This window comes from Vibrio sp. Vb1554 (assembly GCF_033344235.1).
In genome coordinates this window covers 113,567-137,837 of sequence record NZ_JAWPOJ010000002.1, presented here as the reverse complement: position 1 = coordinate 137,837, position 24,271 = coordinate 113,567, and the positions used below count along the sequence as shown (strand labels likewise).

At 43.7% G+C, this 24,271-nt stretch carries 18 protein-coding genes and 1 pseudogene; 16 read left to right on the top strand and 3 right to left on the bottom strand.

The window, feature by feature from the left end; translation table 11 throughout:
- The first annotated feature begins 71 nt into the window (after positions 1 to 71).
- From R8N28_RS02570 to tssG, 10 genes are all read left to right on the top strand, one after another.
- The gene (locus R8N28_RS02570) at positions 72 to 1,397 is read left to right on the top strand and encodes a hypothetical protein (RefSeq protein WP_042523526.1); all 1,326 of its coding nucleotides are present in this window, start codon (positions 72 to 74) and stop codon (positions 1,395 to 1,397) included.
- The gene (locus R8N28_RS02565) at positions 1,378 to 2,370 is read left to right on the top strand and encodes a DUF2169 domain-containing protein (protein WP_042523528.1); all 993 of its coding nucleotides are present in this window, start codon (positions 1,378 to 1,380) and stop codon (positions 2,368 to 2,370) included. Before R8N28_RS02570 ends, R8N28_RS02565 begins: the two co-directional genes overlap by 20 nt.
- A complete protein-coding gene (locus R8N28_RS02560) occupies positions 2,363 to 3,307 on the top strand; it encodes a hypothetical protein (RefSeq protein WP_005386097.1) in 945 nt (314 codons plus the stop codon). Before R8N28_RS02565 ends, R8N28_RS02560 begins: the two co-directional genes overlap by 8 nt.
- A 237-nt stretch (positions 3,308 to 3,544) precedes the next feature.
- Positions 3,545 to 5,545 carry a serine/threonine protein kinase gene (locus R8N28_RS02555; RefSeq protein ID WP_042523531.1) on the top strand — a complete coding sequence of 667 codons (2,001 nt, stop codon included), beginning with the start codon at positions 3,545 to 3,547 and terminating at the stop codon, positions 5,543 to 5,545.
- Positions 5,532 to 7,106, top strand: a complete 1,575-nt coding sequence (gene tssA, locus R8N28_RS02550) for a type VI secretion system protein TssA (protein WP_042523533.1) — start codon at positions 5,532 to 5,534, stop codon at positions 7,104 to 7,106. Before R8N28_RS02555 ends, tssA begins: the two co-directional genes overlap by 14 nt.
- A 26-nt stretch (positions 7,107 to 7,132) precedes the next feature.
- Positions 7,133 to 7,639 carry a type VI secretion system contractile sheath small subunit gene (gene tssB, locus R8N28_RS02545; protein WP_005373381.1) on the top strand — a complete coding sequence of 169 codons (507 nt, stop codon included), beginning with the start codon at positions 7,133 to 7,135 and terminating at the stop codon, positions 7,637 to 7,639.
- Between the two features lie 8 nt (positions 7,640 to 7,647).
- Positions 7,648 to 9,123, top strand: a complete 1,476-nt coding sequence (gene tssC / locus R8N28_RS02540; protein ID WP_005373378.1) for a type VI secretion system contractile sheath large subunit — start codon at positions 7,648 to 7,650, stop codon at positions 9,121 to 9,123.
- Between the two features lie 61 nt (positions 9,124 to 9,184).
- Entirely contained in the window at positions 9,185 to 9,595 is a 411-nt protein-coding gene (gene tssE / locus R8N28_RS02535; RefSeq protein WP_005373376.1) for a type VI secretion system baseplate subunit TssE, read from the top strand.
- A gap of 10 nt (positions 9,596 to 9,605) precedes the next feature.
- Complete coding sequence (gene tssF, locus R8N28_RS02530) at positions 9,606 to 11,354, top strand: type VI secretion system baseplate subunit TssF (protein ID WP_042523535.1); 1,749 nt, start codon at positions 9,606 to 9,608, stop codon at positions 11,352 to 11,354.
- The gene (gene tssG, locus R8N28_RS02525; RefSeq protein ID WP_042523537.1) at positions 11,351 to 12,349 is read left to right on the top strand and encodes a type VI secretion system baseplate subunit TssG; all 999 of its coding nucleotides are present in this window, start codon (positions 11,351 to 11,353) and stop codon (positions 12,347 to 12,349) included. Before tssF ends, tssG begins: the two co-directional genes overlap by 4 nt.
- A gap of 54 nt (positions 12,350 to 12,403) precedes the next feature.
- On the opposite strand, the gene R8N28_RS02520 is transcribed toward tssG, so the two are convergent.
- From R8N28_RS02520 to R8N28_RS02510, 3 genes are read right to left on the bottom strand one after another with little or no spacing between them, the layout of a single operon-like run.
- Positions 12,404 to 12,856 carry an Lrp/AsnC family transcriptional regulator gene (locus tag R8N28_RS02520; protein WP_005373369.1) on the bottom strand — a complete coding sequence of 151 codons (453 nt, stop codon included), beginning with the start codon at positions 12,854 to 12,856 and terminating at the stop codon, positions 12,404 to 12,406.
- Between the two features lie 31 nt (positions 12,857 to 12,887).
- Positions 12,888 to 16,277: a type VI secretion system membrane subunit TssM gene (gene tssM, locus R8N28_RS02515; protein ID WP_065275208.1), complete on the bottom strand. Its 3,390-nt coding sequence runs from the start codon at positions 16,275 to 16,277 to the stop codon at positions 12,888 to 12,890.
- A 27-nt stretch (positions 16,278 to 16,304) separates the two neighbouring features.
- Positions 16,305 to 17,618, bottom strand: coding sequence for a type VI secretion system ImpA family N-terminal domain-containing protein (locus R8N28_RS02510; RefSeq protein ID WP_065275209.1), 1,314 nt, complete (start codon positions 17,616 to 17,618; stop codon positions 16,305 to 16,307).
- Positions 17,619 to 18,121: 503 nt separating this feature from the next.
- Here R8N28_RS02510 and R8N28_RS02505 point away from each other — a divergent pair.
- From R8N28_RS02505 to R8N28_RS27440, 6 genes and pseudogenes are all read left to right on the top strand, one after another.
- Positions 18,122 to 18,721, top strand: a complete 600-nt coding sequence (locus tag R8N28_RS02505) for a hypothetical protein (protein WP_017633753.1) — start codon at positions 18,122 to 18,124, stop codon at positions 18,719 to 18,721.
- Between the two features lie 9 nt (positions 18,722 to 18,730).
- On the top strand, positions 18,731 to 20,224 hold the full coding sequence (locus R8N28_RS02500; RefSeq protein WP_047101282.1) for a type VI secretion system-associated FHA domain protein: 1,494 nt from the start codon (positions 18,731 to 18,733) through the stop codon (positions 20,222 to 20,224).
- Positions 20,217 to 20,717, top strand: coding sequence for a type VI secretion system lipoprotein TssJ (gene tssJ / locus R8N28_RS02495; RefSeq protein ID WP_005386118.1), 501 nt, complete (start codon positions 20,217 to 20,219; stop codon positions 20,715 to 20,717). Before R8N28_RS02500 ends, tssJ begins: the two co-directional genes overlap by 8 nt.
- An 11-nt stretch (positions 20,718 to 20,728) precedes the next feature.
- The gene (tssK, locus tag R8N28_RS02490) at positions 20,729 to 22,054 is read left to right on the top strand and encodes a type VI secretion system baseplate subunit TssK (RefSeq protein ID WP_005373357.1); all 1,326 of its coding nucleotides are present in this window, start codon (positions 20,729 to 20,731) and stop codon (positions 22,052 to 22,054) included.
- On the top strand, positions 22,051 to 22,842 hold the full coding sequence (gene icmH / locus R8N28_RS02485) for a type IVB secretion system protein IcmH/DotU (RefSeq protein ID WP_005373354.1): 792 nt from the start codon (positions 22,051 to 22,053) through the stop codon (positions 22,840 to 22,842). Before tssK ends, icmH begins: the two co-directional genes overlap by 4 nt.
- A gap of 147 nt (positions 22,843 to 22,989) precedes the next feature.
- Positions 22,990 to 23,566: pseudogene (locus R8N28_RS27440) on the top strand (DUF4150 domain-containing protein); the annotation flags it as partial.
- Between the last annotated feature and the right edge of the window lie 705 nt (positions 23,567 to 24,271).

The window sequence follows — 24,271 nt, the reverse complement described above, 5'->3', positions numbered from 1 at the left end:
GTCGAGTTAGCTAATTACTTTGTATTAACTAATTGCAATCGCGTTATGGCACGCTAATAACGGATAACTAGATGCGACAAAGAATCGGTGTCGAGCACCTAAAGGCACCCATAACCAATCAAGAAGTCGAAGGCGCGTTAGCAAAAGCTGAGCGCGCTGTGAACGACCTTTCCCAATTGCCAGTAACATGGCTGGATTTCTGTAATGAAAAGCTGTCCATTGCTTCTGAAAGTATCGGTTTTTTAATCAGGCAGCGAGTTCAAATTCACAAAAGGGGTTATCCAAGTCGTGAGTTGGCGTATCTCAAGCTGATTGAACGCCAAATTGAAGAACTGAAGCAGGTGTACTTGTCGTTTTATCGGTTAGCACCGGGGTTGATTCATCAGTTAAGAGGCCAGGAGCCAGAAATCTACAGCTGGCTGATGCTACAAGGCGAGTTGGGCTCAGCGTTGGATAACCTTTTGTGCGGCTTGAGTTTACTCGAAGATATTGACGCTAAAACCGCAATGGTCATTGCCGTACAATCTCCGGTTGAATCTATGGATAGCACGCTTTCGGAGCTTATTGAGGGTAATGCGACATCCAGTGCGTTTTACTTTGAATGCTTACGTGTACGTCAAACATTAAGTGTTTCTCTCATCAAGCGCTGGCACAAAGCCAGCATCATTAGCTCTCATGTTGCTTTGCCACTGCTCGCTTTACAAGACGTGAAAGAGGGGATTGATTGGCTCAATGACAATGCAGGCAGCGAACAATATCTATTTGAACGTTTGATTACCAAACGTGACAGAGGCACTTGGCTCCGTCAGTGCTTTGGCATCGAACCAAATGGATTACCATCAGCGCAAGTGCTCACTTATGCCAAGTTACTTGAGTTAAAAGAGTTTGAGGCGTTTGATATCTCTTCTTCATTAGCACCTGTTGATTTTGCGCTGGGTGGTGATTGGAAACTGGTACCCCAAATCATCGAGCACTTGGAAAGTCTGGAGGAAGGTGAAGCTGAGGGTGAAATTTGGCTTCAAGCCTTGTATGTCGTCTACGGAAAGCTTCTTCCTCTGAATCCGCAAGATGTTGGTGTCGAGTATGAATGGGAAGAGATTGTCGATCTGCTCAATGAGTGGGTGGAAGATGAAAAATATATCCAAAATCTACCAAGCCGCTTGGGTTACGCATTGAGCTTCGAGTCTACGTTAGCTGCGATGCAAGATTCTAACGTTGATGTGCTGTTCCGCGATTGGCTATGGCGTCAACTCTGTATTCAATCCAGAGCCTACGTGCCTTGGGATATGGCAATGCCGATTCATCAACAAGACTGGAACTTTAACAATTTAAAGGCCGCACCTTCTGCGAGCGAACGATTCAACTTAAGGAATAGCAATGCAGTTATGGGATATTGAGGCGTACCCTGAGCTATCACTCAAAGGTCGTTTTCAACGTGACGAAAACGGCGATGAAGTCTGGGTTGTAGTCGCCAAACGCACATGGCAATTCGATGGTGTGGTTTGGCACGAATTAGGTGAAAGTGAAATCTTCGATGATCCCCAATATTTGGGCGAAGAAGGCTTCTCTGCGATGAAAGTTGACCACGAGTTCGCGTATACCAAAGAAAACACAGATGTACTTGTTTACGGCAAAGCGCGCAGCTACGCGAAAAAGCCAGTGACATACCAAGAGTGTCGTGTGCTGATTGATGGTCATATCGATAAGACTCTCGCTATTCACGGGGAACGCGTATGGGTTGAGCATGCTGGCAGTATCACGCTGAGCAATCCAGTCCCATTTATTGAAAAAGACATTGATTACACTTGCGCGGTAGGCGGTGATTTACGTAACCGAATAGGTGGTGGGGTTGCCGACTCCAACAAAGAATTGCTTGAACAGAAAGTGCCCTCGATTTTTTATCCCCGAGAGGACTGGAGTGCCGCCGCGAAAAAACTACGCGTTGCGGGGTTCGGGCCAGTGCCTCCGTTCTTTGAGTCGCGCCAGAAGCTGGCCGGCACGTTCGATGACGATTGGATTGAGAATCGCAAGCCAATGTTGCCACTCGATTTTGATAAGCGGTTCTTCCAAAGCGCGCCTATTGATCAACAGTGCAAAGGCTTCCTTCGTGGGGGGGAGCGTTTGATGATGAGTGGCTTTTGTCATGATGACACGCTTTCATTTCGAATTCCTAAAGAAAAATACCGTGCGATCGCGACGTTCAAAGATCAAAGTTATCAAGCTGATATGGCGATGTACACCTTATTCGTTGATACGGAAAAGAAAACTATATCAATCAGTTACACCGCTGCGTTTCCTTGTCAGGGCAAGGAACATTTGTTGGTGTCGACATCCATCACTAAGTTGGAAGAGGTAAGCGAGCATGCATAATTCAACAGGCCGTTACGTGCTAGGGATGGAAGTGATGACGCCAACCGGTATGAATTTAGATATTGCTAGTGCAGTTTCGTATGCTGACTTAGGAAGATTCGACCAATGTGTAGGGGATGATGGTATCGAGCGTTTTACTTACGCCAAAATCGAATACACCAAAGAAAGTGAGCAGTTTGAGAAAACGTGTGAGTTAATCACCCACTTGCTTGATTCATTGTTAGCACAGTTACCACGTTCATTGAGACCAATACCTTTGCTTATAGCGGTGCCTGCGTCTGTTTCACTAGTAAAGGTGCAAGAATGGCTTGGTGAAAGTAACTATGCTGAATTTCTCTCTGTGGTGAATGCTGTTCATGCCAGTGGGCCCAGTTTCGTTCTCCAGGCCATGAAATCATTGGATAAATACGATGCTATGATGTGTATCAGTGTCGATACCTTGGTGAGTTCGATGCAAACACTCATCGACGATGCGATGGTAATGAGTACCAATAATCCATGGGGCGTTATTCCGAGTGAGGGTGGGGCGGGTTTAATTCTTTGTCGAAGAAATACCGTAGAAACATTGAAACTTAAGCCTCAAGCGCAGCTTGGCTACATTGATACGGAATTAAACACTTCAGACCGAAGAGGCATGTTTCGACTTGTTCAACGTGCGAGTAAAAAGCTCGATTCATTTGGTGAAGTGTATTCCGATATGACGAACCTTCGCATGCACTCGGAAGATTACGGTTTTGCTCTGGGAGCTAAAGCAGAACGATTCACGAACCCAGAACAACCGCAGCTTATCAATGAGTTGTGGGGCACGATGGGCAGTTGTTCTTCTCTCGCTTTAATTGCCTTTGCGGTCAGAGAGCACCACTTTAAGCAACCAACTACATTGTTAATGTTCGACTTTCATGGTGACAAAGGAGTTCTCCAATTACTGCAATGTTAGTGGGCACTCATCGATCAAATAGCAATGAAAATATACTCATATTATTAGGTTGAAGTTTGTAACACGAAAAAGCGTATAACTCATGCAGTGAAAGCGTAAGTAAAAAGGTCTAATAAGTTAGTAATAATAACTAAAATAATAGGCTTACTGTTTGTTTTAAATACCAACCTTGATACAAGTACGTTCAAGAAAATATTATTCAACTCTAATAATATTTATTCTATGAAAGAGTACTAAGTGTCTAATAATCAGAGTACAGCCAAAGGATATATCGATCAGTTGGTTGTTAAAGCTATTGAGAAAAAGAAACTGAATGAGCAAAGGCTAGCAGAAAAAAATAAGCCGAAGCTTGAGTACGTGCTTTTTTCACAGTTTGATGTATTAGACAAGCTTCCTTCTAAAAATGGTAAGACAACGGTTTACCATCTTGCAAAAAAAGGGCAGCCAGAGAAGCAAATCTGTTGCAAAGTTATCAATGATGACTCGCCAGAATTTGCGAGCAAAATGTTGATTAACGAAGCGAGCAGGCTGGAGCTTTCTCAACACCCTAGCGTGGCTAACTTTGTAAAAATCGGCAACGAATTCGAACGCCCATATTTGATGTACGAGTGGATCCAAGGTGAATCACTGGCAGAAAAAATGGATCGTCATTCTTCTAAAGGCTTCCGCCACGACCACATCGCTTGGTTGGTGTATCAACTCGCTGGCGCTCTAGAGTTTATGCATACAAGAGGTATCTGCCATCTTGATATTAAACCATCTAACGTATTAGTGAGTGAAGGCGATTACGTTAAGCTCATTGATTTCGGCGCTGCTCGTTACATTGGAGAGACAGAACCTTACGCAGAAGCAAGCTTGAGCTACGCTTCCCCTCTTTATATAGAAACTGGCATCGCGGAACCGCAAGATGATGTTTACTCTCTCGCTTTGCTCGCTGGACATCTATTTTTAGGCTCAATATTTGGTGATGCTTGGAATAAGCAGTTAAAAGACCGAAAGCGTCCGGCTTTGATCCCGGCTCATATTTGGAAATTGCTGAAAGAAGTCATCAACAAACCAAGAGGGCATGGCTATACCGCTATTTCGTTTGCTCAGCAGTTAGCGCGAATCGATACGCAATCAATTAGCTCAAATTCTAACGCACCAATTTTCAGTAGCTTGCGTAACGCGGACTTGCTGCTTACACACTGTAAGCCAAATGATAAAACGGCGTATGGTCGCTTTAAAATATTAGAGGCGAGCTTAGTGTTGAGTGTGCTGGCAACAGCAGGAAGTTATTTATATCAACAGAATAAAGATCAATTGGATGCCATTTTTTCCCGAGGTGTCACTACTGTAACTCACGTTATTACGCCCTCTGAAACGGCTTCTTTTTTGGCTCAGCCTCCATGGAAAATCAAAGAAGAATTGTCTCAAGCTACTCAGAGTATTGATATGACAGAAGCTTATCGAACAGCATATCAAGCTCAGCAGTTAAGCCTCTCGAATTTATATGAAGAAAAACAGGCTCAGTTAACGTCGTATCAATCGTTAGCGGATGGCTTACCAATGGCATTAGTCGAGTTACGTAAGGAGCTTGTCACCTTGCGAGAAACCCTTGTTCGTGACGGTGCTCTGTTTCCATATGCGGATGAGGCGTTGACTAAAGTGATGTCTGGATTAAATGTCGCGTCTATCGATTCCATGAAAGTATCTTCCATAGCTGGCAGTCGAGATAAGCAGATTGCTCGCTTAATTTTAGATGGTGAAGCTAAGCTCGCAGAAAATGAAATGAAAGAGGCATGGTTATTAAACCAGTCACAAGCCTATTTCTACAACCAAATCTTACCAAAGGCTGTGATGGAAAATATTAATGACTCCATCGATAAACATGCAGAGGCGCACTTTTACACCAAAGCAATTGAAGAAGCCGAATTAGCCAAAGCCTACTTCGGTAATACGCCAGAACTAGACAAAAAAATAAAGGATTTAATCGTCGCAAGAAGCGAATTTATTTTGTTTAGCACCGTGATGGAGCAATCCGTTTACGACAAACAAAAGCTACATGAATCCCTTGCCGATTTAGAACGGAATGCACCAAGCAAATTTACAGAAATCACGAAAATTCTAGATAGCATGGCGTCGGATGCAATTGAGCAGAGCCATCGATTATCTAAGCCAGCAAATGGCGCAATTGCGGTAGCGCGTGCGTTGAGAGATTACTTGACTGAAGGAGACGTGAATTTTGTCCAACATTGATATCGATCGTCTGCTTACTCCTATTTCTGATGAATCTCCAGTGGGAAACGATGCCCGTTACGAGTTTTGCTATGAAATGATGGAGTCCGAAGTGAAGAAATTCGGTTCCTTGTTTGGCGAAACAGTAGATTGGAGCGTGGTAAAAACGCACGCGACTGAAGTTCTAGAGCACCACAGTAAAGACTTAAAAGCCATTTGTTACCTCGTTCGCGCGCTAACAGAAGAGTTTGGTCTGCAAGGCTTTGAACAAGGTCTAAAGCTGCTTAGTGAGGCGTTAAGTCGCTTTGGCGTTGAATTGTATCCTTCGCGAAAGCGGGGTCGAGATGGCGCGGTCGAATGGTTGAACCATCAGTTTAAACTGGTCAGCAGCAAGTTAGCGGAAAGCGCTCAGTCATGGGATTTGGTATCAAACTGCATTTCGACTATTGAAGAAGTGCAGCGCCAGTACGACGAGGTTTACCAAGACTCAGAAGCGGATTTCTTTGAGATTCGCACTCAACTCAATGTCTTATCTCAACAAGCGGCGGCTGATGAGCAGAGCGATGAAGCAGTCGTTAACGTCGAACAAGCGGCGTCTGCACCAGCTACGCAGCCTGCCGCCGCAGAAACGCCAGCGCAGAGTGAAGTGCAAACCGCACCGGTGAAGGCGGTTCCGCCGACCCCTAAACCTGCGCCAGTTAAGAAAGCGGTAGCAAAAGAAGTCGATGTCGATACGGACTTCTCTTCGCCCACGGCTTCTAAGCGCACCTTGAAGAAGGTTGCGGAAGTCATGCTTCATGCGAACCCAAGTGATCCGCTGGCTTACCGGATTTATCGTCATCTGACTTGGGATGACATTGATGGTCTACCCGACCACCAAAACAATCAAACGCCTTTGAGCTTGGCAGTGTCGTCCGATCAACAAGCGGAATACCGAGATAAAGCTGACCAAGAAAGCGACATCGACACGATTAAGCGTTTGGAGCGCACATTAACGGATGCGCCGTTTTGGCTGACGGGCCATTACTTCGTGTATTCGATGCTTAATAACTTGGGCTTTGATGATGCAGCGCTTGCTGTGAAACAAGAAGTGACGCGTTTTGTTGAATCGCTAGAGGGCATCGAGCACCTCTCATTTAAGAATTCTATACCATTTGCAGATGAAGCGACCTTGAGCTGGTTATCGACTCAAGATACTACTTCTTCGACTTCTCAACCCGTTGTTCAAACGGTTGTGATTTCGCAGGAAGACTCGCTGCCAATGGAGGATATCACTCTAGAAAATCTAGGGGAATGTGCCGCAGAGCTTGCCCGCAAACTTGAGCTGGATAGCTCGGGACGTGGGCAGTTCATGCTGTATTTGCAATTGATAGCAGCTTACCAGTCTGTTGGATTATACCCGTTGTGTTTGCCGTATCTTGAGAAGGGGTGGGAAGTACAAAAAGCGTTTAATCTCGCGAGCTGGGAACCCCACTTATCGTCACAGTTAGAAGACCTAATTCGAAAAACACTCCATCGGTTATTTGGAAGCAAGGATCTTCTACCTGAGAAGTATGAAGAGTGGAAAGCAATTTACGACTAATTAAAGAGTTAGATAAGGAACGAATTATGTCACGTGACGGCTCGGTGGCTCCTAAAGAGCGAATTAATATCCGTTATGTTCCAGCAACTGGCGATACGCAAGAAGACGTAGAGCTGCCGCTAAGCATGATGGTAGTTGGCGACTTTACTGCGCGTGCAGATGAGACACCAATTGAAGAACGTACTCCAATTAACATCGACAAAGACAACTTTAACGAAGTGCTAGAGGGCATGTCTCCAAACGTTAAAGTCAACGTTGAAAACCGTCTTTCTGATGAAGAAGGCGGCCAGATTGGTGTTGATCTGACCTTCCAAAACATGAAGGACTTCTCTCCTGAAGCGATCGCGAAAAGTGTACCTGAACTAAACAGCCTACTTGAGCTTCGCGAAGCCTTGGTTGCACTTAAAGGTCCTCTAGGAAACGTGCCTGCGTTCCGTAAGAAGATCGCATCGGTTCTTCAAGATGAAGAAGCGAGAAAGAAACTGTTGGATGAACTAAGCATTGGCAACGACCAAGACGCGAAAGAAGAGTAAGGGATATCATGTCTGCAGAAGCACAAGCGCCAGAACAAGAAGCAGCCTTAGTTGAATCAGGCTCACTTCTGGATAGCATTCTTAACGAAACACGTTTAAAGCCAAGTGATGAAGGTTTTGACGTTGCAAAACGCGGCGTAGAAGCATTCATCAGTGAGCTACTAAGCAGTTCGAACACAGAGAAAGTCGACCAATCTCTGGTTGATCTGATGATCTCTGAAATCGACCAAAAATTGTCTAAGCAAGTTGATGCAATTCTTCACAACGAAGAAGTTCAAGCGATTGAATCAACGTGGCGTGGCCTTAAGTACCTGGTTGATCACACTGACTTCCGCGAGAACATTCAAATTGAACTGATCTCTGCGAAGAAAGACGAAGTTCTTGATGACTTCGAAGACGCTCCAGAGGTGGTGAAGTCTGGCCTGTACAAGCAAATCTACACACGTGAATACGGCCAGTTCGGTGGTAAACCTGTTGGCGCAGTCATTTGTGATTACGCTATGTCAGCTTCGTCGCCTGACATCAAACTGATGGAATATATGGCGAACGTAGGTGCAATGTCTCACGCACCATTCATCACGTCGGCATCGGCTAAATTCTTTGGTCTAGACAGCTACGAAGAGCTGCCAAACCTAAAAGATCTGAAGTCTGTATTTGAAGGTCCACAGTACGCGAAATGGCGTGGTCTGCGTGAGCACGAAGACGCACGTTACCTAGGTCTATGTACATCTCGCTTTATGCTACGTACGCCTTACTCTGTTGAAGATAACCCAATTAAGGCGTTTGACTACGATGAGCAAGTGACAGACAGCCATGATAACTACCTATGGGGTAACTCAGCGTACGCGATGGCGTCTAAGATCAGTGAATCATTTGCTAAGTACCGTTGGTGTCCGAACATTATTGGTCCTCAAAGCGGTGGTACTGTACAAGATCTACCGGTTTACAACTTTGAAGCTATGGGTCAAATCGAGACTAAGATCCCAACCGAGATCCTGGTTTCTGACCGTCGTGAGTATGAGCTAGCAGAAGAAGGTTTCATTGCGCTAACCATGCGTAAAGGTTCTGACAATGCGGCGTTCTTCTCTGCAAACTCTGTTCAAAAACCAAAAGTGTTTGCGAACACGCCGGAAGGCAAACAAGCCGAGATGAACTACAAGCTAGGTACTCAGCTTCCTTACATGTTCATTATCAACCGTTTAGCGCACTACATAAAAGTGCTACAGCGTGAGCAAATTGGTTCTTGGAAAGAGCGTTCTGACCTAGAAATCGAACTGAACAAGTGGATTCGTCAATACGTTTCTGACCAAGAGAACCCGCCAGCGGAAGTTCGTGGTCGCCGCCCACTTCGCGCTGCGAAGGTTGAAGTATCAGACGTAGAAGGCGATCCAGGCTGGTACAAAGTATCGATGTCTGTACGTCCTCACTTCAAGTACATGGGCGCAAGCTTCGACTTGTCTCTAGTTGGTAAGCTAGACCAATAACCCATTACTGAAACCATCAAGCAGCCAGTGAAGACTGGCTGCTTTTTTCGTAGGATCGCATATGGAAAAAGGTTACCGTCTTTTAGAGCGGATCGAGCTAGGAGAACCAAAAAACTGCTACGAGAAAGTGGTGTCTCATAAGCATTTGATTGAATCCATTCACTCGCATCTCGCTGACTTGTTGAATACGCATTCCGGCAACGCAATGATCGACAATGAGTATGGTCTGCCAGATTTTAACGACGTACTTTCTAACAACACGAACCTCGTTCGCCATATTCAAAAAAACATCACGTCAACCATAGAACGCTTTGAGCCCCGACTGCTGAATGTCGAGGTTCACTACCGTGAAGACCACCATAACCCATTACAACTCGGCTTTGGTATTCGCGGCGAAGTTTCCCATAACGGCGGTAAAGTCCCAATGTCGATCGATGTCTACATGGGAACCGACGGCCAATTTAACGTTTAGTAGGTGCCACTTGAGTAACAGTAAATACTTTCAAGATGAACTCACGTATTTACGCGAGTCAGGTAGTGAGTTTGCCAAATATCATCCGAAGTTAACTCATTTTCTCTCTGAAGGAACTTTTGATCCAGATGTCGAACGATTGCTGGAGGGTTTTGCTTTTTTGACCGGACGCATCCGCGAAAAGATTGACGATGAACTTCCTGAGCTAACGCAATCTCTGATGACTTTGCTGTGGCCACATTACATGCGTTCGATTCCGTCTTTGTGCATTAGCGAACTAAAACCGCATACCGGAAGTGTTACTGAGAAAACCGTGGTGAAACGTGGTGCGGAAATGGCCAGCGAACAGGTAGAAGGCACGCAGTGTTTGTTCCGTACTTGTTATGACGTCAATCTATACCCAGTTACGATTACTAACATCGAACAAACTAACAGCCGCACCAGTTCGATGATTGATGTGACGTTATCGACGGAGCATGGCCTGGAACTGTCTCGTATCGGTTTAGATACGTTGCGTTTGCACCTGCATGGTGAGATTCATATTACTCGCACTGTCTTCTTATGGCTGTTCCGTTATCTAGATTACGTCGAGTTGGATGTTGGTGGCGGCTACAAACATCGTTTAGGGCCAGAATACGTTAAGCCAGTCGGGCATGAAGAGGACGAGGCGCTGTTGCCTTACAGCAAAAATTCCTTTGCAGGCTACCGTTTGCTGCAAGAATTCTTCTCTTTGCCAGATAAGTTCATGTTCTTCGACATTAAAGGCTTAGAGTGGCTAAAAGGCATTCCGCAACGCAGCACGGTCAAAATCAAATTCCACTTTAAGCGTGCTTTGCCTTCAGAAGTGGTACTTAAAGATAAACACTTAAGGTTGCACTGCACACCTGCGGTTAACTTGTTTGAAAAAGACGGCGATCCAATCCGTTTAGAGCATCGACGAAACGAGTACAAGGTGCGTCCACAAAGTAACACTCAGGAGCATTACGAGGTTTATTCCATTGAGCAAGTGGAGAGTTGGAGTAAAGACGAGCGTCGCCGAAAACCACTGATTGAATTTGAATCGTTTGAGCACCAAATCAACCAGCGTGATAAGCGAGAGTTCTACAAATCCAAAGTGGGCGAGCGAGTAAGCGGAAGAGGGTTAGAGCGCTATATCTCATTCCATACTCACAATGGCGACATTGCGGATTTAGGGACTGAAACAGTATTGATGAAACTGCAATGCAGTAACGCGGACTTAGCGGAGCGCCTGTCAGTAGGAGATATCACGTACGCGACGCACAAGTCGCCAACGTATGCGACGTTTAAAAACATTACTAAGCCAACACAGTCAGTAAGTCCTCAGGTTAATGGTGAACTTCAATGGCAGTTGATTGCCAACATGTCGCTCAACTACTTGTCTTTGGCCAATATCGATGTGTTGAAAGTGTTGCTCTCGACTTACGACTTCCACTCTCGAGTCGATAGACAAGCCCACCGCGCGTCGATTCATCGACTTGATGGCATTATTTCTTCAGAGATGAAACCAATCGATCGCGTATTTCGTGGTGTATCTGTGCGTGGTAACCAATTCAAGCTCGTGACGGACTCTAAGTTCTTCGTAAATGAAGGCGATATGTTCCTTATGGCCACGGTATTGAATGAATTTATCCGTTTGTATTCGAGTGTGAACTCCTTTACCGAACTAGAGGTGTTCGATGAAGCGACGGGCGAGGTTTACAACTGGGCAAGCCTAATCGGGCAGCAGACGATACTATGATTAACACACTTTCTGATAAGTCGAATGAGTTTAGTTTCTACCAAGCGGTGTTGCTGTTAGAGAAACACTACCAGCTGGAGCCAAACTCAAATTTTGTTGCCGTGGGCGAGAACAAATACTTCCATCAAGAGCGAATTGAGTTCAGCGTGTCGCCAAACCTGTGCTTTCCAAAGAGTGATATGGATTTTATTACTCATATGGAAAGAAACGGAAAGCAATATTCACGTATTGAGACGAACTTTCTTGGCTTGCATGGTTCAAGCTCGCCCCTGCCAGCGTCTTACACTGAGAAACTCGTCGGTCGTGATCCCGATGATAACCCAGTGAAGGATTTCTTCGACTTTTTCCACAACCGCTATACAAGCTTACTGTATCGTGTTTGGAAGAAATACCGATATCACGTGCAGTACAAAAGCGGGGCAAGCGATGCGTTTTCTGGGCGCATACTGCATTTGGCTGGTCTCTCTAGCGTTATGCAAGACTGTGAAGTCGCGGAGTTAGATCGAGCGAAAGTTCTGTCTTACGTGAACCAGTTATCTACGCGTACACGTTCACCTAAGCTTATTTCCGGTATTGTTTCGCACTACTTTTCACTGCCGAATGTGCGAATCGAAGAATGGGTTTATAGACGCGTAGAAATCGCTGAAAGCCAGCGTAACAAACTCAATCGTTCCAATTGTGTATTGGGGCAAAGCTTACACTTGGGACAAAGCATTGCGGATTTGAACGGCAAGTTTAACTTGTGTATCGACAACATTGATTTTGAAACGTTTAAGCAGTTTTCCTACGATGGTGAGTTACATAAGACGCTGGTGGGCTTGATGCGCTTTATTCTGCGTGACCCAATGTCGTGGGACCTAAAGTTGACAGTTAACCTAGACAGTATTCCAGAAAACAAACTGGGTAATGGAGAAGGGAACCAACTAGGTCAAACGTTCTGGCTTGGTAACCCAGGTGATAAAGACGCCAAAATTCGACTTATCGGAAGCATATAAGAAAGCCGCTCAACGAGCGGCCCTTTATGTTTTCCTCGAAGAGGTCAGAAAAGCTTAACGACTGATCGGCTGGTGCAGTACAACGGTAGTATCAAGCCTTTGAATGCCGTTAAATGATTCAATTTCATTACAAAGATGATGAATAGACTGCAGGTCGGGCGCTTCAATTAGGGCAATAATATCAAAGTTGCCACCAACAACGCTCGTTAAGCGAACCTCAGGGATTTCTTTAAGTGCATTCGTTACATCATTCTTCTTACCCTTTTCACAAGAGATCAGTAGATAACTAGCGGCTTTTCGCCCTTCATTTTCTACACGAATCTGTGCGGTATAGCCTTTGATAATACCGGTCTTTTCTAAACGATTAATTCTTTCTGCTACTGCTGTTCGAGACAAACCAATGTTTCGGGATAGATTCGCAATCGACTCTCGCCCATTCGACAATAGACTTGAAAGTATTTTTCGATCTAATTTATCTAAACCTTGTAAAGTCATGTTTGAAATCATGTGTTCTGCCTATTTTGTTTTTATATTGTTATTAAATCGACTCTGGGAGCGTAAAGTTATACAGCTCAGCAAGAGTGAATGGGTTTTTCTGTGTCAACGGAGTGATGCGTAAGCTCAAGTCCCTCCCTGACACTTTTATGTCACTGACAAAGCTGCCGTTATGAGTGTTTGTCAAGGTCGAGTCACCTAGCAATCTGTATATCGCCCATTGACCACTCTTATTTAAAACGTGCTGTCTGCCTTCATCGGTTACATCCTGGAGTGTGATACTAATATTGAAGTCACCATTTTGCGGTGGCCATGCCATTTCACGAATGCGGCTTGGACCGTGGTAGTAACTTATATTGGTATCTGCAATTTTTAAGCTCGCTCTAATCGCACTAGAATCAAGATCGAGTACTCTTGCACTAAACGGAATATGAACGCGGTTAGTGCTTTTATTAATTAATGTGTCTCGAATAACGTTATAGTTACGCAGTTGCACTAACAGAGCCGGAGAGATTGGCATCGTCTCGCCATCCACCTGTTTTGGCGTCCACAAATTGGTATCGTAGAACGGTGCAAAATTTTTCTGAATAAATGTGTCTAACAAGCCACCTGAAGCAAACAGTAATTCAAAATCTTCAATTGAGATTTCCTCGGTCGCTGTTAGATCAAATGGGTATCGTGCTAGCCCTATCTCTTTAAACTTGGTGTAAATCTCGCTGTACCATTGGGTTTGAATGCCTTTAGCGGACTCTTTAATCATGACTGACCAGCTTTGTTGAACCACATCTAACAACCAGCTACGAACGGGTTCCGGTGATTTTTGGGCAATCTGTTTAAGTTTTATTAATGGGTCAGCTTCACTGCTGTTCATTCGATGCTGAGCTGCCGCTAGCGCCGCCATTTGCGGGTCAGGTGCATCAGCAATGTCTTTCATATACGTGCGAACACGGCTTAACGCTGCTACGGTCTCATCCCAAGGAGTAGGGGAGTTTGGTGTTTCACTGACCTGAAGTTGGTTTAATAAGTGAAAAGCTTGTTCAACACGTTTCATCAACAAGTAATCAGGCTTAACTACTTCCTCTACTGCGTCTGATGCGGAGTCTGCCGCTGCCACGAGTTTCGGGTCTAGCTTTGAAATCAGAGCATTTTTTTCACCAACGGGTGAAAATTGTGTGTTGGCATAGACCTGCTTCAGTACGGTTGTCATTGGTGAAGAAGGACCCGAGATTAAGTCTATCGCGTTCGTTAGATCGCCGACATTGTCATAGTTTTGGACTTTTAGTTCACTCAGCGCATTGCGCCAATTACTGATGTAGTCGTCAGTATATTTTTTACGTACTTCCTCTTTGAAGGCTTCTTGTTCTTCACTAGTAGGAATAACGTGTTGTGACAGACCTAAAACCCAGTTGTCACTGATGACTTGTTGTGACATTAGGTCCACGCGTGGTCGATAAAAAGTACTAAAACCAGTGAAGGTATAGATCTTATCTACGATCAAGCGTTCACTATCGATTGGTGTGTTGAATACATTGCTAAACTCAAAACCCACAGCTCGTTGCAGATCTAGGGTTCCTAAATCAATCGAATTTGCTTCGTTTAAAATGCCTGCATAAACGAGATCAACATTCGAATTTGCTAGCAATGAGCGACGTGTTGCGCGAACAAGATCCATATTGATATCAATTGGATCAAACTGTGTGCGAAAGTAAGCGTCCAAATAGCGCATCGCCTGATTGACGACGTCACTTTGGTTGCTCAAATCGTTCATCATTTGGAGAGTTTGATGACGCAAAAAACGGATATCACGCTTTGTTGGATCGTTTAGCATTAGATACCCCTTCAATAGAGGTAAAGCGCGTGTAAAAGTGTTTTGATTTTGTGTCAGTTGTAGACGGTAACCTTTCTCAATGAGAGGTATCAACTGTTGAGCAACGTCCTTAAGTAATGCTTCGTAAGCGATGCGAGTGCTTTGATCCAAACGGCTAATGTTGAGTGGTAATATCTCTTCATCCAAAGCCTCAGAACCTTTAAGCCACGCCCCATAAGAAGGCTCTATTGCTTTCGTCGCCTTCGCTAAAAGCTCATCGAATCTTGCATCTTGCTCCACTTGTGATTTGTCATCGATACTCAAGAGTTGATTCATCACGTGTAAGTTACTGTCTAATGTCGTGAAAAAGAAGTAACTGCCCCCAGTAAGCAGGATAATAGAGCCGAGTATTGCCAAACGGCTTTGTCTCTGAATTAGACGAAGATACGTCTTGTTTTCGCCCGCAAAGTCGCTTTCCGGCAATATTTGTGAATCAATCAGAAAGCGAGAGAAATAAGGCGTTTCTGTTAACTGAGTATGCTCTGACGCGATAATAGGTAAGTTGAAGTAATTACTACAACTTTTTGCAAGTAAATTGTACTTGCGACCGCCTTGCAGACTCGAACTAAAGAAAATCTCACGGATGTCTAGTGAATAGACACCGTTGTTAACATCACATAGACGCTCAAGCACATAGCTGACCTCAGACTGACATAGCTCAAACTGCTTAGGAAAAGCGAGTATTGCTTGTTTCTCATCAATGTCCGTTGAATTAGCGGATGCATCTAGCGCATTACTTTCAAGCACTCTCACTAGATTTCGATAGCTATCGCGGTAGTACTCTGCAAATACACCTTTGGCTTCTTTTAGTGGGATAGAGAGGAACTCAACACGTGTCTTGAGAGAGCTAAAGTGCATGTATTCTTTAAAGCCATCTAACTTGTCTAGCTTTGACATAATCAAATAGATTGGCAATGCCGAAGACGTTTTAGAGTTGATGCTACTCAAGCGCGCCAATAACGACGAAATGGTGTACTCTTTTTGCTCTGGCTCAGAGACGATCATGAACTCGAAATCGGTGAAGAATAGACAGCCTGAAAATGGCTTTCGAGGTCGATGATGAATAACTTCTTCAATGAACGTATTCCATAAAGAAGCATCACTGCTTGATACTTCCTGGAACACTAAGCGTTGGTCTGGTTTGATGTATACAGCGCTGTCAGATTCGTACCATTCAAAAAAGTCATTCTTAGCGGTTCTAGTGCGATCCATCGGTTTGATTGCACTAGAATTAAATAAAAATTGACGTCGCCCTGACCCTTTATTACCAAGCATCAGGTAAATTGGTTTCTTGCCTGAGTTAGCAAGAAGAGGCTGGATAACCATAGAAAGTGCTTCTTCCTCGGTTTCCAAATGTTGAGCTTTAGCGTTGTTCTTTTTCTTCAACCATAATGTGAATTGAAAAGTGACGTAAACAATGGCGATAGCACCAAGGGTCAGCCAAAGATAAAGTTGATCGATTTCGTCAAGAAAAAGCAGATAAATAGTGGTGATAATTACAGCCACTAAAAACATCAATATAGTAGAAATCACCACTGGATTTCTAAACAGTTTTTGTTTGAACATAAGCCTAAAACTTCTTTAATTGTATTGTTATTTATTGTCAGTTTTTTCAGCTTGTAGCTGACTCAATTTATATAGGTAGATGTTCAGTAAAAGGGTTGCGCGGTCAATTTCCTTTTGCTGTGAATACTTTTCAGCGTATTCAATACGACCTAAAAGCGGGAATAACGAGTTACTGTATTCGTACGCCTTTTCAGAGTTCTTATCTACATTCTGTCTAGCTACGTTGGCAAACACCGTTCTTGCGTCTGAGAATCGCTTATAAACATCCATAAACTGGTCTTCTAAATGGGCGCTCTGTGTCAAAAAGTTTTGACGTAGCTGCTGTGCAGAAGACGAATCCGGATAGATCGCGATTAATTCATTGGTCAAGCTATCGAGCTCGCTGACGTTACTTACTTTTGCCGAGTCTAAAAACCAGTTATTCATCATAATATCGACACGATTAATCGCCTGCGTTTTCAATGACTGAGCATATTTTTTATTTTCGTAATCTAACGAGGCGACCAAATTTACAAGTTCATTAAGTGAAGCTTGATTAATTTTTTGTTCAAATGTTCGATAACGTTGTTGCTCGTACATGAAATGTGAACATATCGCAGTAACAATCAAACCAATAACGAAGTAGATCATAAATCGACCAGACTTTGCCGGTGATGCTTTCTCTTGGCTATTTAGGTTGGGTGATGACACCGGTGCTGGAGAGGGAGACACATTCACTTTAATTTCAGGTGCCTTCTGCGTTGCTGCAGGAGCGCTAGTGTTGGCTTGTTTTTTCTCGCGTAACTCAGCCGCAATTTGTTGTTCTTTTATCTGCTCAATCCATTGATTCAAAATACGGCGAATGCGACCTAATGACGGCGCTTCAATACCGTAATGAAGACGAAGCTCTTCCTCAATCCTCAAGCATAATTGATGTGCTGCCTCTATCAATGGAAGCTCTTCTGGTAACGCCCGATGCTTATTAATTCGTTTTTCAGTATGCTCTACCATCCATTCAATAGCGCTCATTCGTGCCTTTGACTTTGAATGCTCTGGATACGCGTTGAACCAATATACGACACACACATCAAGTATTGAGTTTAACCCTTCAACAAGGCCTCTTAAGCCGTCGTTATAGGTTGACGCAACGGTAAAGTAACAGCAACAACGTAGGTCTTTCGCTTGGGTACTCAAGATCTTTTTTGAGAGTGTTTGAACCGTTTTCCACGAGACTCTCCCTGTGACTTTATTCAGGTTGTTTATTTGACGTTTAATTTCGTCAAAATCCTCAGAACCATTAGGATTAGAGCCGCTTGGGTTATTTTCATCGATTGGTCTTCGAGCGAAGTCGGTAAAAAACATAAGGAAAGTTCCAACTGATCATATAGAAGTATTAAGTTATATAGGATTTCACTACTGTTATATTAAATTATAAGCAGTGCACATCTGTCGCAATTCTATAGACAAAATAAGCGGATTAGATAATAAAAATTCATTAAAAGAAATTAAATTACTTTTAGTGTGATCTTTGTTCATAATATTAATATCAATAGTTAAGTCTATTTATAAGAAGAAACTTATATATAAAGATGAGAACGTTGATTAAAAAGTAACTAAATTGTTATCGGAGATTACGTTTTGTCCAATTAGCAATCAAATTCTGTTACTTCTATTTAAATAGAAAGATTTACTGTCTCGTCACTTAATCTGTAGTCGGTTCTTTAGTTTTTGTTTGTAGGTAAAACAACCAACCTGATAGTTGAAATGTATTAAATTATAGGTGTTTTTTTAGGCTTATTGAAAAAGAGAATATAATTGATATCTTTCGCCTCTAAGTAGAATATCGGTTTTCCTAGAGGGACGAAATGCTAAAACCAAGTCAAATTGGGCTGATTTCAGCCATGTGTCTATTTTCTTCTGTTGCAATGGCAAAAGGGGAGCGATATGGACTCTCTACCAGTATGTTGACTATCGATAGCATTAAATACGATGAAGGTAAAAGTGGTGAGCAGGATACGCTTAGGTTCGGCTTGGTTCATACTCGTCCTATTGATGAAAACAATAACCGTTGGCGTTGGTGGTTAGGGCTAAACTATCTAGCAGAAGATATTGAAGCGCCAGCAAACGGCTTATATCAAGAAGCGACGAACTATGAACTTCGTGTTGTTCCTCAATATGCGTTGACTTCTTGGAGTGTTTTCACGCCATACGTTGGTGCGGGCTTGTCTGTCGGTTACTCGCAATATTCTAATCGCTGGCAAGTAGACCAAGAGGGCTATCGTTATGAGAGTGTTGAAGACATCGACCAGTTTGAGTTAGGTGCGGTTGTGACCCTTGGTACTGCTATAAAGTTAGGCAGTAATCCTGACGCCCATATACAAATTATCCCGCAGGCCTCTTATATCCTTCCGGTTGTAAATGATGGAATTGGTGGGCTTGAACTATCAGTTTCTTTGCTCTTTTGAGGTTCGTAAATGTACTCAAATCAGCTAGTTTTATTTATCTCAAAGTGCCCAGAGGAATACACCGGTGCAAAGCATATTGAAATGCCTGAAAGTGGTGGTTCGATAGGTCGTTCCCCAAGCTGTAGCGTGTCTTTAGCCGATCACAACCGCTTTATATCGGGCACTCATTGTTTGCTCAGCGTGTATGGAGATACCTACTATATAAGTGACGTATCAACTAACGGCACAATGGTAAATGGGAATAAAATACTAAAAAATCAACCCGTTGCGATAGTTGATGGCGACATCATTTCTTTAGGGCAATATGAGATTGGTGTTTCTCTTGAGCACGTTACCTCAACACTAGACATCGCCGCTGATATTGCTCCTGAGCGAGTATCTAGCGATCCTCTGGTTAGTCTAGGAGATGCGGTTGTCGAAGAGGAAGAAAAAGTCGGTGCCTTAGAAGATTTGTTTATGGAGACTAAACAGGATGACATTGATTGTCATGATCCTGTTGCTCACCTTAACTTTTCGATGCAGCGAGATGACGATTACTTAATTCGTGATAATGAGCGTACAGAATCTGAACAACCTAGAACCGTGGAAAGCACGCGTCAGGTGGTCGATGACAGTTTCAGTATATATTCCGAATTCGATCAGCCAAGCCTAATCCCTGAAGACTGGATGGCTGCGGAAACCAAGAGTAACGCATCAGTCAATGATGCATTAGCGCCAGAAAGCGGTAAGGCACATAGAGCCGATATTGCCTCAGCTGAGGTGATGCAACCTGGCACGGTAGCCCCAGATAGCACTATTCAAAGACAACATCGTACGCCTAATGTTACTGAGATGGTCGTAGAGCAGGCTAACACAGGGTCAAAATGGGAAGAGATGACCCAATCTTTTACGCCTTCTCCTAACACTAATCAGCAACTTCAAATACCTACGGCAGAGCACGCGATAAACAGTACGACGAAAGCACAAGTCGATACTGATGCGGCCGTTTGCTCTCAAGATATAGCGCAAGCGTTTTTTGATGGTTTGGGTATTCGAAATCCAGAGTTGATGACAAACGAGGCGCAGTTATTCAAGCAAATGGGCACTTGCTTGCGTTTATGTATTGATAACCTACAGAAAGAGTTGCACGAAGTGGAATCGTTAAAGGATGAGCAGAGTGCGAGTGAGGCTAACTCGAACATTGCAGAGCTAATGCTCACTTTGAATAGTCAGCAATTACTGGCTCCAAATGAACTGGTTGAACAAATGCTCGATGAGCTGAACGACCACCAAGTTATGTTTAACAAAGCACTGAATGAGCTCGTTTTAGAACAGTCTGAAACGAACGATCCCGTAGCATTTGCTAACAGGGTCGCTAGCCAGTCTTTGTTCTCAACTAAGTCAAAGCTGTGGGCCGAATACCTAGATTTCTACACTAATAATCGTCGCCTGCTTAATGAAACATCCTTAAAAGGGCTGATTAAGAAAAACTATAACAAAGTGATTAAGGGAAACCATGCGTAGTATCGCCGTATTACTCGGATTTGCCATGTTGTCCGGTTGTTCCATGTGGGATCAATTTAAAGAGTCCACAGGTATCACACCAGAAACTTCGTCGATTGAATTGGTTATTGAGGCATCACCTGTACTCAATGTGAGAAATGGGGGCCAGTCATCTCCAGTTATTCTCCGTCTTCACGAATTAAGTTCGCCAGTATTGTTCCGAAGCTTAGATTTCTTTGCCTTGTTTGAGAGCGATAAAGCGTCGTTGGGTGATGAGTACATCAAACGTTACGAATATCAAATACAGCCAGGTGGAAAAGTTCATGAAATGCTAACGCTAGACCCTGACACTCGTGCCGTCGGTTTTTCAGTGGCTTTTCGTGATATTGATGGTTCGTCATGGCGAAAAGTGGAAGTTATTGAAGAGAAGAGCGAGTACTACATCAAGCTCAAGTTAGAGGGCAGTGAGTTAATTTCTGATAACACTCGCGGCATTGAACAGGTTTACTTTTAAGGGATAGAAACATGTCTTTATACAATCCAGTTGTTTGGCAAGATGGAATGTTCATGAAGCCGCAGCATTTTCAACAACTCGATCGTTCGCAAAGTAAACTATCGAGCCTACTGAGTGCCAATGCATCGCCTTTGCATTGGGGAATTAAACGTTTAGAAATCAACTCTCAGTTACTAGCACTGGGTAAAATCGGTATTACTCGTGCTGAAGGTATTTTACAAGACCGGACACCATTTGAGCTTCCGTTGCTTGCCGAGCTGCCTGAAGTGAAAGATGTAGATCCTTCTATTGCCGATAAAGTCGTTTATTTGTGCTGTCCGTTACCATCGGAACGTTCTGAGTTGTTTGGTACCAAAAAAGACGGTGCGCGCTATACGATGGAATCTCAAGAAGCGGTTGACGCTTGTTATGATTCGGAAGACATGGCAAATATCGTCGTCGGTAAGCTTAACTTTTGCTTAATGTACGATCATGAAGATAAGAGTGCTTACACGTCTATTCCGATCTTAAAGATCTCAGAAGTGAAGCCTGATGGCAGCGTGATCTTAGATGATAGTTTCATTCCTACCTGTATCGATATTCATGCGTCGACAGTACTGAGTAAATTTGCGACCGAGTTTGCTTCTATGTTGAAGCATCGCGCGGAATCGATAGTTCAGCGATTAGGGGTGGTGGATCAACAAGGTGTATCATCGGTTTCTGACTTTATGCTATTGCAAGCGCTCAACCGATACGAACCCTTGTTTTGGCATTTCGCCAGCACAGAAGCTGTGCATCCTGAGTCTTTGTATCGAATTCTTCTTCAGGCAGAAGGTGAGCTTTCGACGCTGTGCTCAACGACACGCCGACCTATTGAGTTTACGAAGTACAATCATGGTGATCTTACTAGCTGTCTTTCTCGCGTCCTAGACAGTGCGAAAATGACATTGAGCGTGATGTCTGAGCAAAGAGCAATTCCACTGACCTTAAAAGATCAGAACTATGGCATCAGAACGGCAGCAATCCCTGACAATAAGATCATCGATACGACGACCTTTATCCTCGCAGTTAAAGCTGACGTGACCTTGGATGTCCTGCATACCCAGTTTGTCAGCCAAACGAAGATCGGTTCTATCGATAACATACGTGACTTGATTAACCTTCAACTGCCTGGGATTGAGATCAAACCAATGCCAGTTGTGCCACGCGCGCTGCCGTATCACGCTGGCTACACCTATTTCGAGCTCGATAAAACGGGCGAAGAGTGGATGGCATTGAAGAACACTGCTGCGATTGCGATTCACGTTGCGGGCGATTTCGCTAACTTATCATTGCAACTTTGGGCCGTTCGTCTATGAGTTACGCAGAAACCGACGTCACCGTAGTCTTATTCCAACCAGAGCCTGGCAAACCAATGGAGGTAATGCCAGCGCCTGACTTGTCGAGAAACATAGCAGTACAAGATCTATCTATCGATAACATGGGTATTAACCCGCTAGTGGACCAGTTCTCATGGTTGATCGCCAGTCTGTCTTGTATGTCTTCGATCCCTTGGCTTGATGACCCGATGCCATTTCGTGAACAAGTGGCACGTGAGATTCGAAAAGGTGAACGAAAACTTAATGAAATGGAGCTCGATCGTGCTTCGGTTCTTGTTATTCGTTACTGCTTGTGTGCGGCGATTGATGAATCTGTTTGTCGGCAAGAATGGGGAGCAAATAGTCACTGGAGCCAGAACAGCTTACTGTCTGAATTCCATAACGAAACATCTGGTGGTGACAAGTTTTTCGTTATTCTCGACCGCTTAAAAGCCGACCCTCGCAAATACCGTCACGTTATAGAGTTTCTCTATTTATTGCTTCAACTTGGTTTCCAAGGCAAGTACGGCCGTGAAGAGCGTGGTAACGAAAAGTTAGCGGAAATTGGCAGCACCATTTATCGATTAGTGCGAGATGACCGCCTAGCAGAACAAGAAAAAGTTTCTTTAATCAACCTTAAAGCTAAATATCTAAAGAAGCCGTTAAAAAGGGTAATTTCACCCAAGCTGATCTTAAGTCTTAGTGCGATGACGTTTGCGCTTATGTATGCGGCAACCTACATCGTCATAGACTTAAAATTTCAGCAACTGCTTGAAATGTATAGATAACCAGAGATCTAAAATGAGATCTTCTGCCAGTTTTAGGGCTTATTGTGAATATCACTGGTCTTTTAGTGAAATTCACTAGTTATTTAGAGAGATTGCAGTTTGCGATCTCTTTTATCATTCAATCAATAAAATTCAAATGGATTGGTTATGGGCGTAACAGTTGGTGCGAATGGACTTTCGATAGTTCATAAAGGCTCAGGTGGTGAAGCGAATGCAACGCTCCCAGATGTTTGTTTAACTAAGGTCGGCAAACCAGTCGTCCCTATCCCTTATGGCAACAATGCTAAATCAGCAGACCTTGCTGGTGGGACTACGACAGTCTCTATGGATGGCGGTAACAGTGTCGCTATCAAGGGCAGTACGTTCTCAAAAAGTACCGGCGATGCGGGCGGTGATAGAAAAGGCGTTGCCTCAGGCACGATAGAAGCCGAAGCAAAATTCATTTCAGCCTCACCAACGGTTAAATTTGAAGGTAAGGGCGTATGTCGTCTGTCCGATCAAATGACCATGAACAAAGCCAACACTATGTGTTTGGGTGGCGCACAAAACCCATCGGTTTCTGTGACTGAAGAGCAGGAAGGGACGTATACGCTGGATATAGAATGCAAATATCCAAATGGGCTCCCTTACTCTAATGCACAATTTTCTTTAGTCGAGCCTTCAGGTGCTGTCATTGGGAGTGGAGTGCTGGATTCTAGCGGAAAAGCATCTGTTAATGGTCTCGCTCTAAAAGAATGCAAGTTAGTGCTCAGCGAAACTCAAGACTCTTATACGCCGAACCAATCTTTAGCTGAAAATATTGTGACGGAAACTTACCCTGATCCGAATGATTTTTGTACGTTTGTCGCAGGTCGCCGCTCGCCATTTTGGGAGGATCGTGTTGGGGTTGCTAATGACTGGGGGATATTGATGTCCCCATCCTTCAGTGATGATGACTTTAAAGATATTGTGTTAGAGCAAAGCCGTATATCGTCTCCTTATGCGATTAGTCAAAATCACTCTAAAGATTTTTCTGATGCTTATGTTTCGGCACTTTATCACATCCAAACTGATACTACTGCGCTAGAGAAATATGAACCTTTAGTTGAACTGCTCTTGGAGCAAGTGCACGAAAATGGCGATATATTGAGAGTCTTATATCAAGCTGATGTGTTTGAGCCTCCCTATGAATTATTAGCGAAGCTTCGCTTTTTAGGGACTGGGAATACTGTGAAGTATTTGCAGTTTGTTTTATGGATGTTGATAAACAATCAAATCTGTTCATACATCGATGAGCTAAACAGTGAAATCATCGGTCGTTTAGATTTCATACAAAGCCAAGCTTCTGCAAGGTCGTTGAGTTCTGTTGAAGAGGGTATAAACGGTTATAAAAAAGCACTTAACCACTTCAAACAAGCACTTCCTGACGTCATTAGCCAAATTTTCGAAA

Bases quoted from the DNA above. Each gene is read 5' to 3' on its own strand.
- tssE (WP_005373376.1), top strand. From the start codon at position 9,185: ATGGAAAAAGGTTACCGTCTTTTAGAGCGGATCGAGCTAGGAGAACCA.
- tssG (WP_042523537.1), top strand. From the start codon at position 11,351: ATGATTAACACACTTTCTGATAAGTCGAATGAGTTTAGTTTCTACCAA.
- icmH (WP_005373354.1), top strand. From the start codon at position 22,051: ATGAGTTACGCAGAAACCGACGTCACCGTAGTCTTATTCCAACCAGAG.
- R8N28_RS02500 (WP_047101282.1), top strand. From the start codon at position 18,731: ATGTACTCAAATCAGCTAGTTTTATTTATCTCAAAGTGCCCAGAGGAA.
- R8N28_RS02520 (WP_005373369.1), bottom strand. From the start codon at position 12,856: ATGATTTCAAACATGACTTTACAAGGTTTAGATAAATTAGATCGAAAA.
- tssB (WP_005373381.1), top strand. From the start codon at position 7,133: ATGTCACGTGACGGCTCGGTGGCTCCTAAAGAGCGAATTAATATCCGT.
- tssC (WP_005373378.1), top strand. From the start codon at position 7,648: ATGTCTGCAGAAGCACAAGCGCCAGAACAAGAAGCAGCCTTAGTTGAA.
- tssM (WP_065275208.1), bottom strand. From the start codon at position 16,277: ATGTTCAAACAAAAACTGTTTAGAAATCCAGTGGTGATTTCTACTATA.
- R8N28_RS02510 (WP_065275209.1), bottom strand. From the start codon at position 17,618: ATGTTTTTTACCGACTTCGCTCGAAGACCAATCGATGAAAATAACCCA.
- tssJ (WP_005386118.1), top strand. From the start codon at position 20,217: ATGCGTAGTATCGCCGTATTACTCGGATTTGCCATGTTGTCCGGTTGT.
- R8N28_RS02565 (WP_042523528.1), top strand. From the start codon at position 1,378: ATGCAGTTATGGGATATTGAGGCGTACCCTGAGCTATCACTCAAAGGT.
- R8N28_RS02505 (WP_017633753.1), top strand. From the start codon at position 18,122: ATGCTAAAACCAAGTCAAATTGGGCTGATTTCAGCCATGTGTCTATTT.
- R8N28_RS02560 (WP_005386097.1), top strand. From the start codon at position 2,363: ATGCATAATTCAACAGGCCGTTACGTGCTAGGGATGGAAGTGATGACG.
- tssK (WP_005373357.1), top strand. From the start codon at position 20,729: ATGTCTTTATACAATCCAGTTGTTTGGCAAGATGGAATGTTCATGAAG.
- R8N28_RS02570 (WP_042523526.1), top strand. From the start codon at position 72: ATGCGACAAAGAATCGGTGTCGAGCACCTAAAGGCACCCATAACCAAT.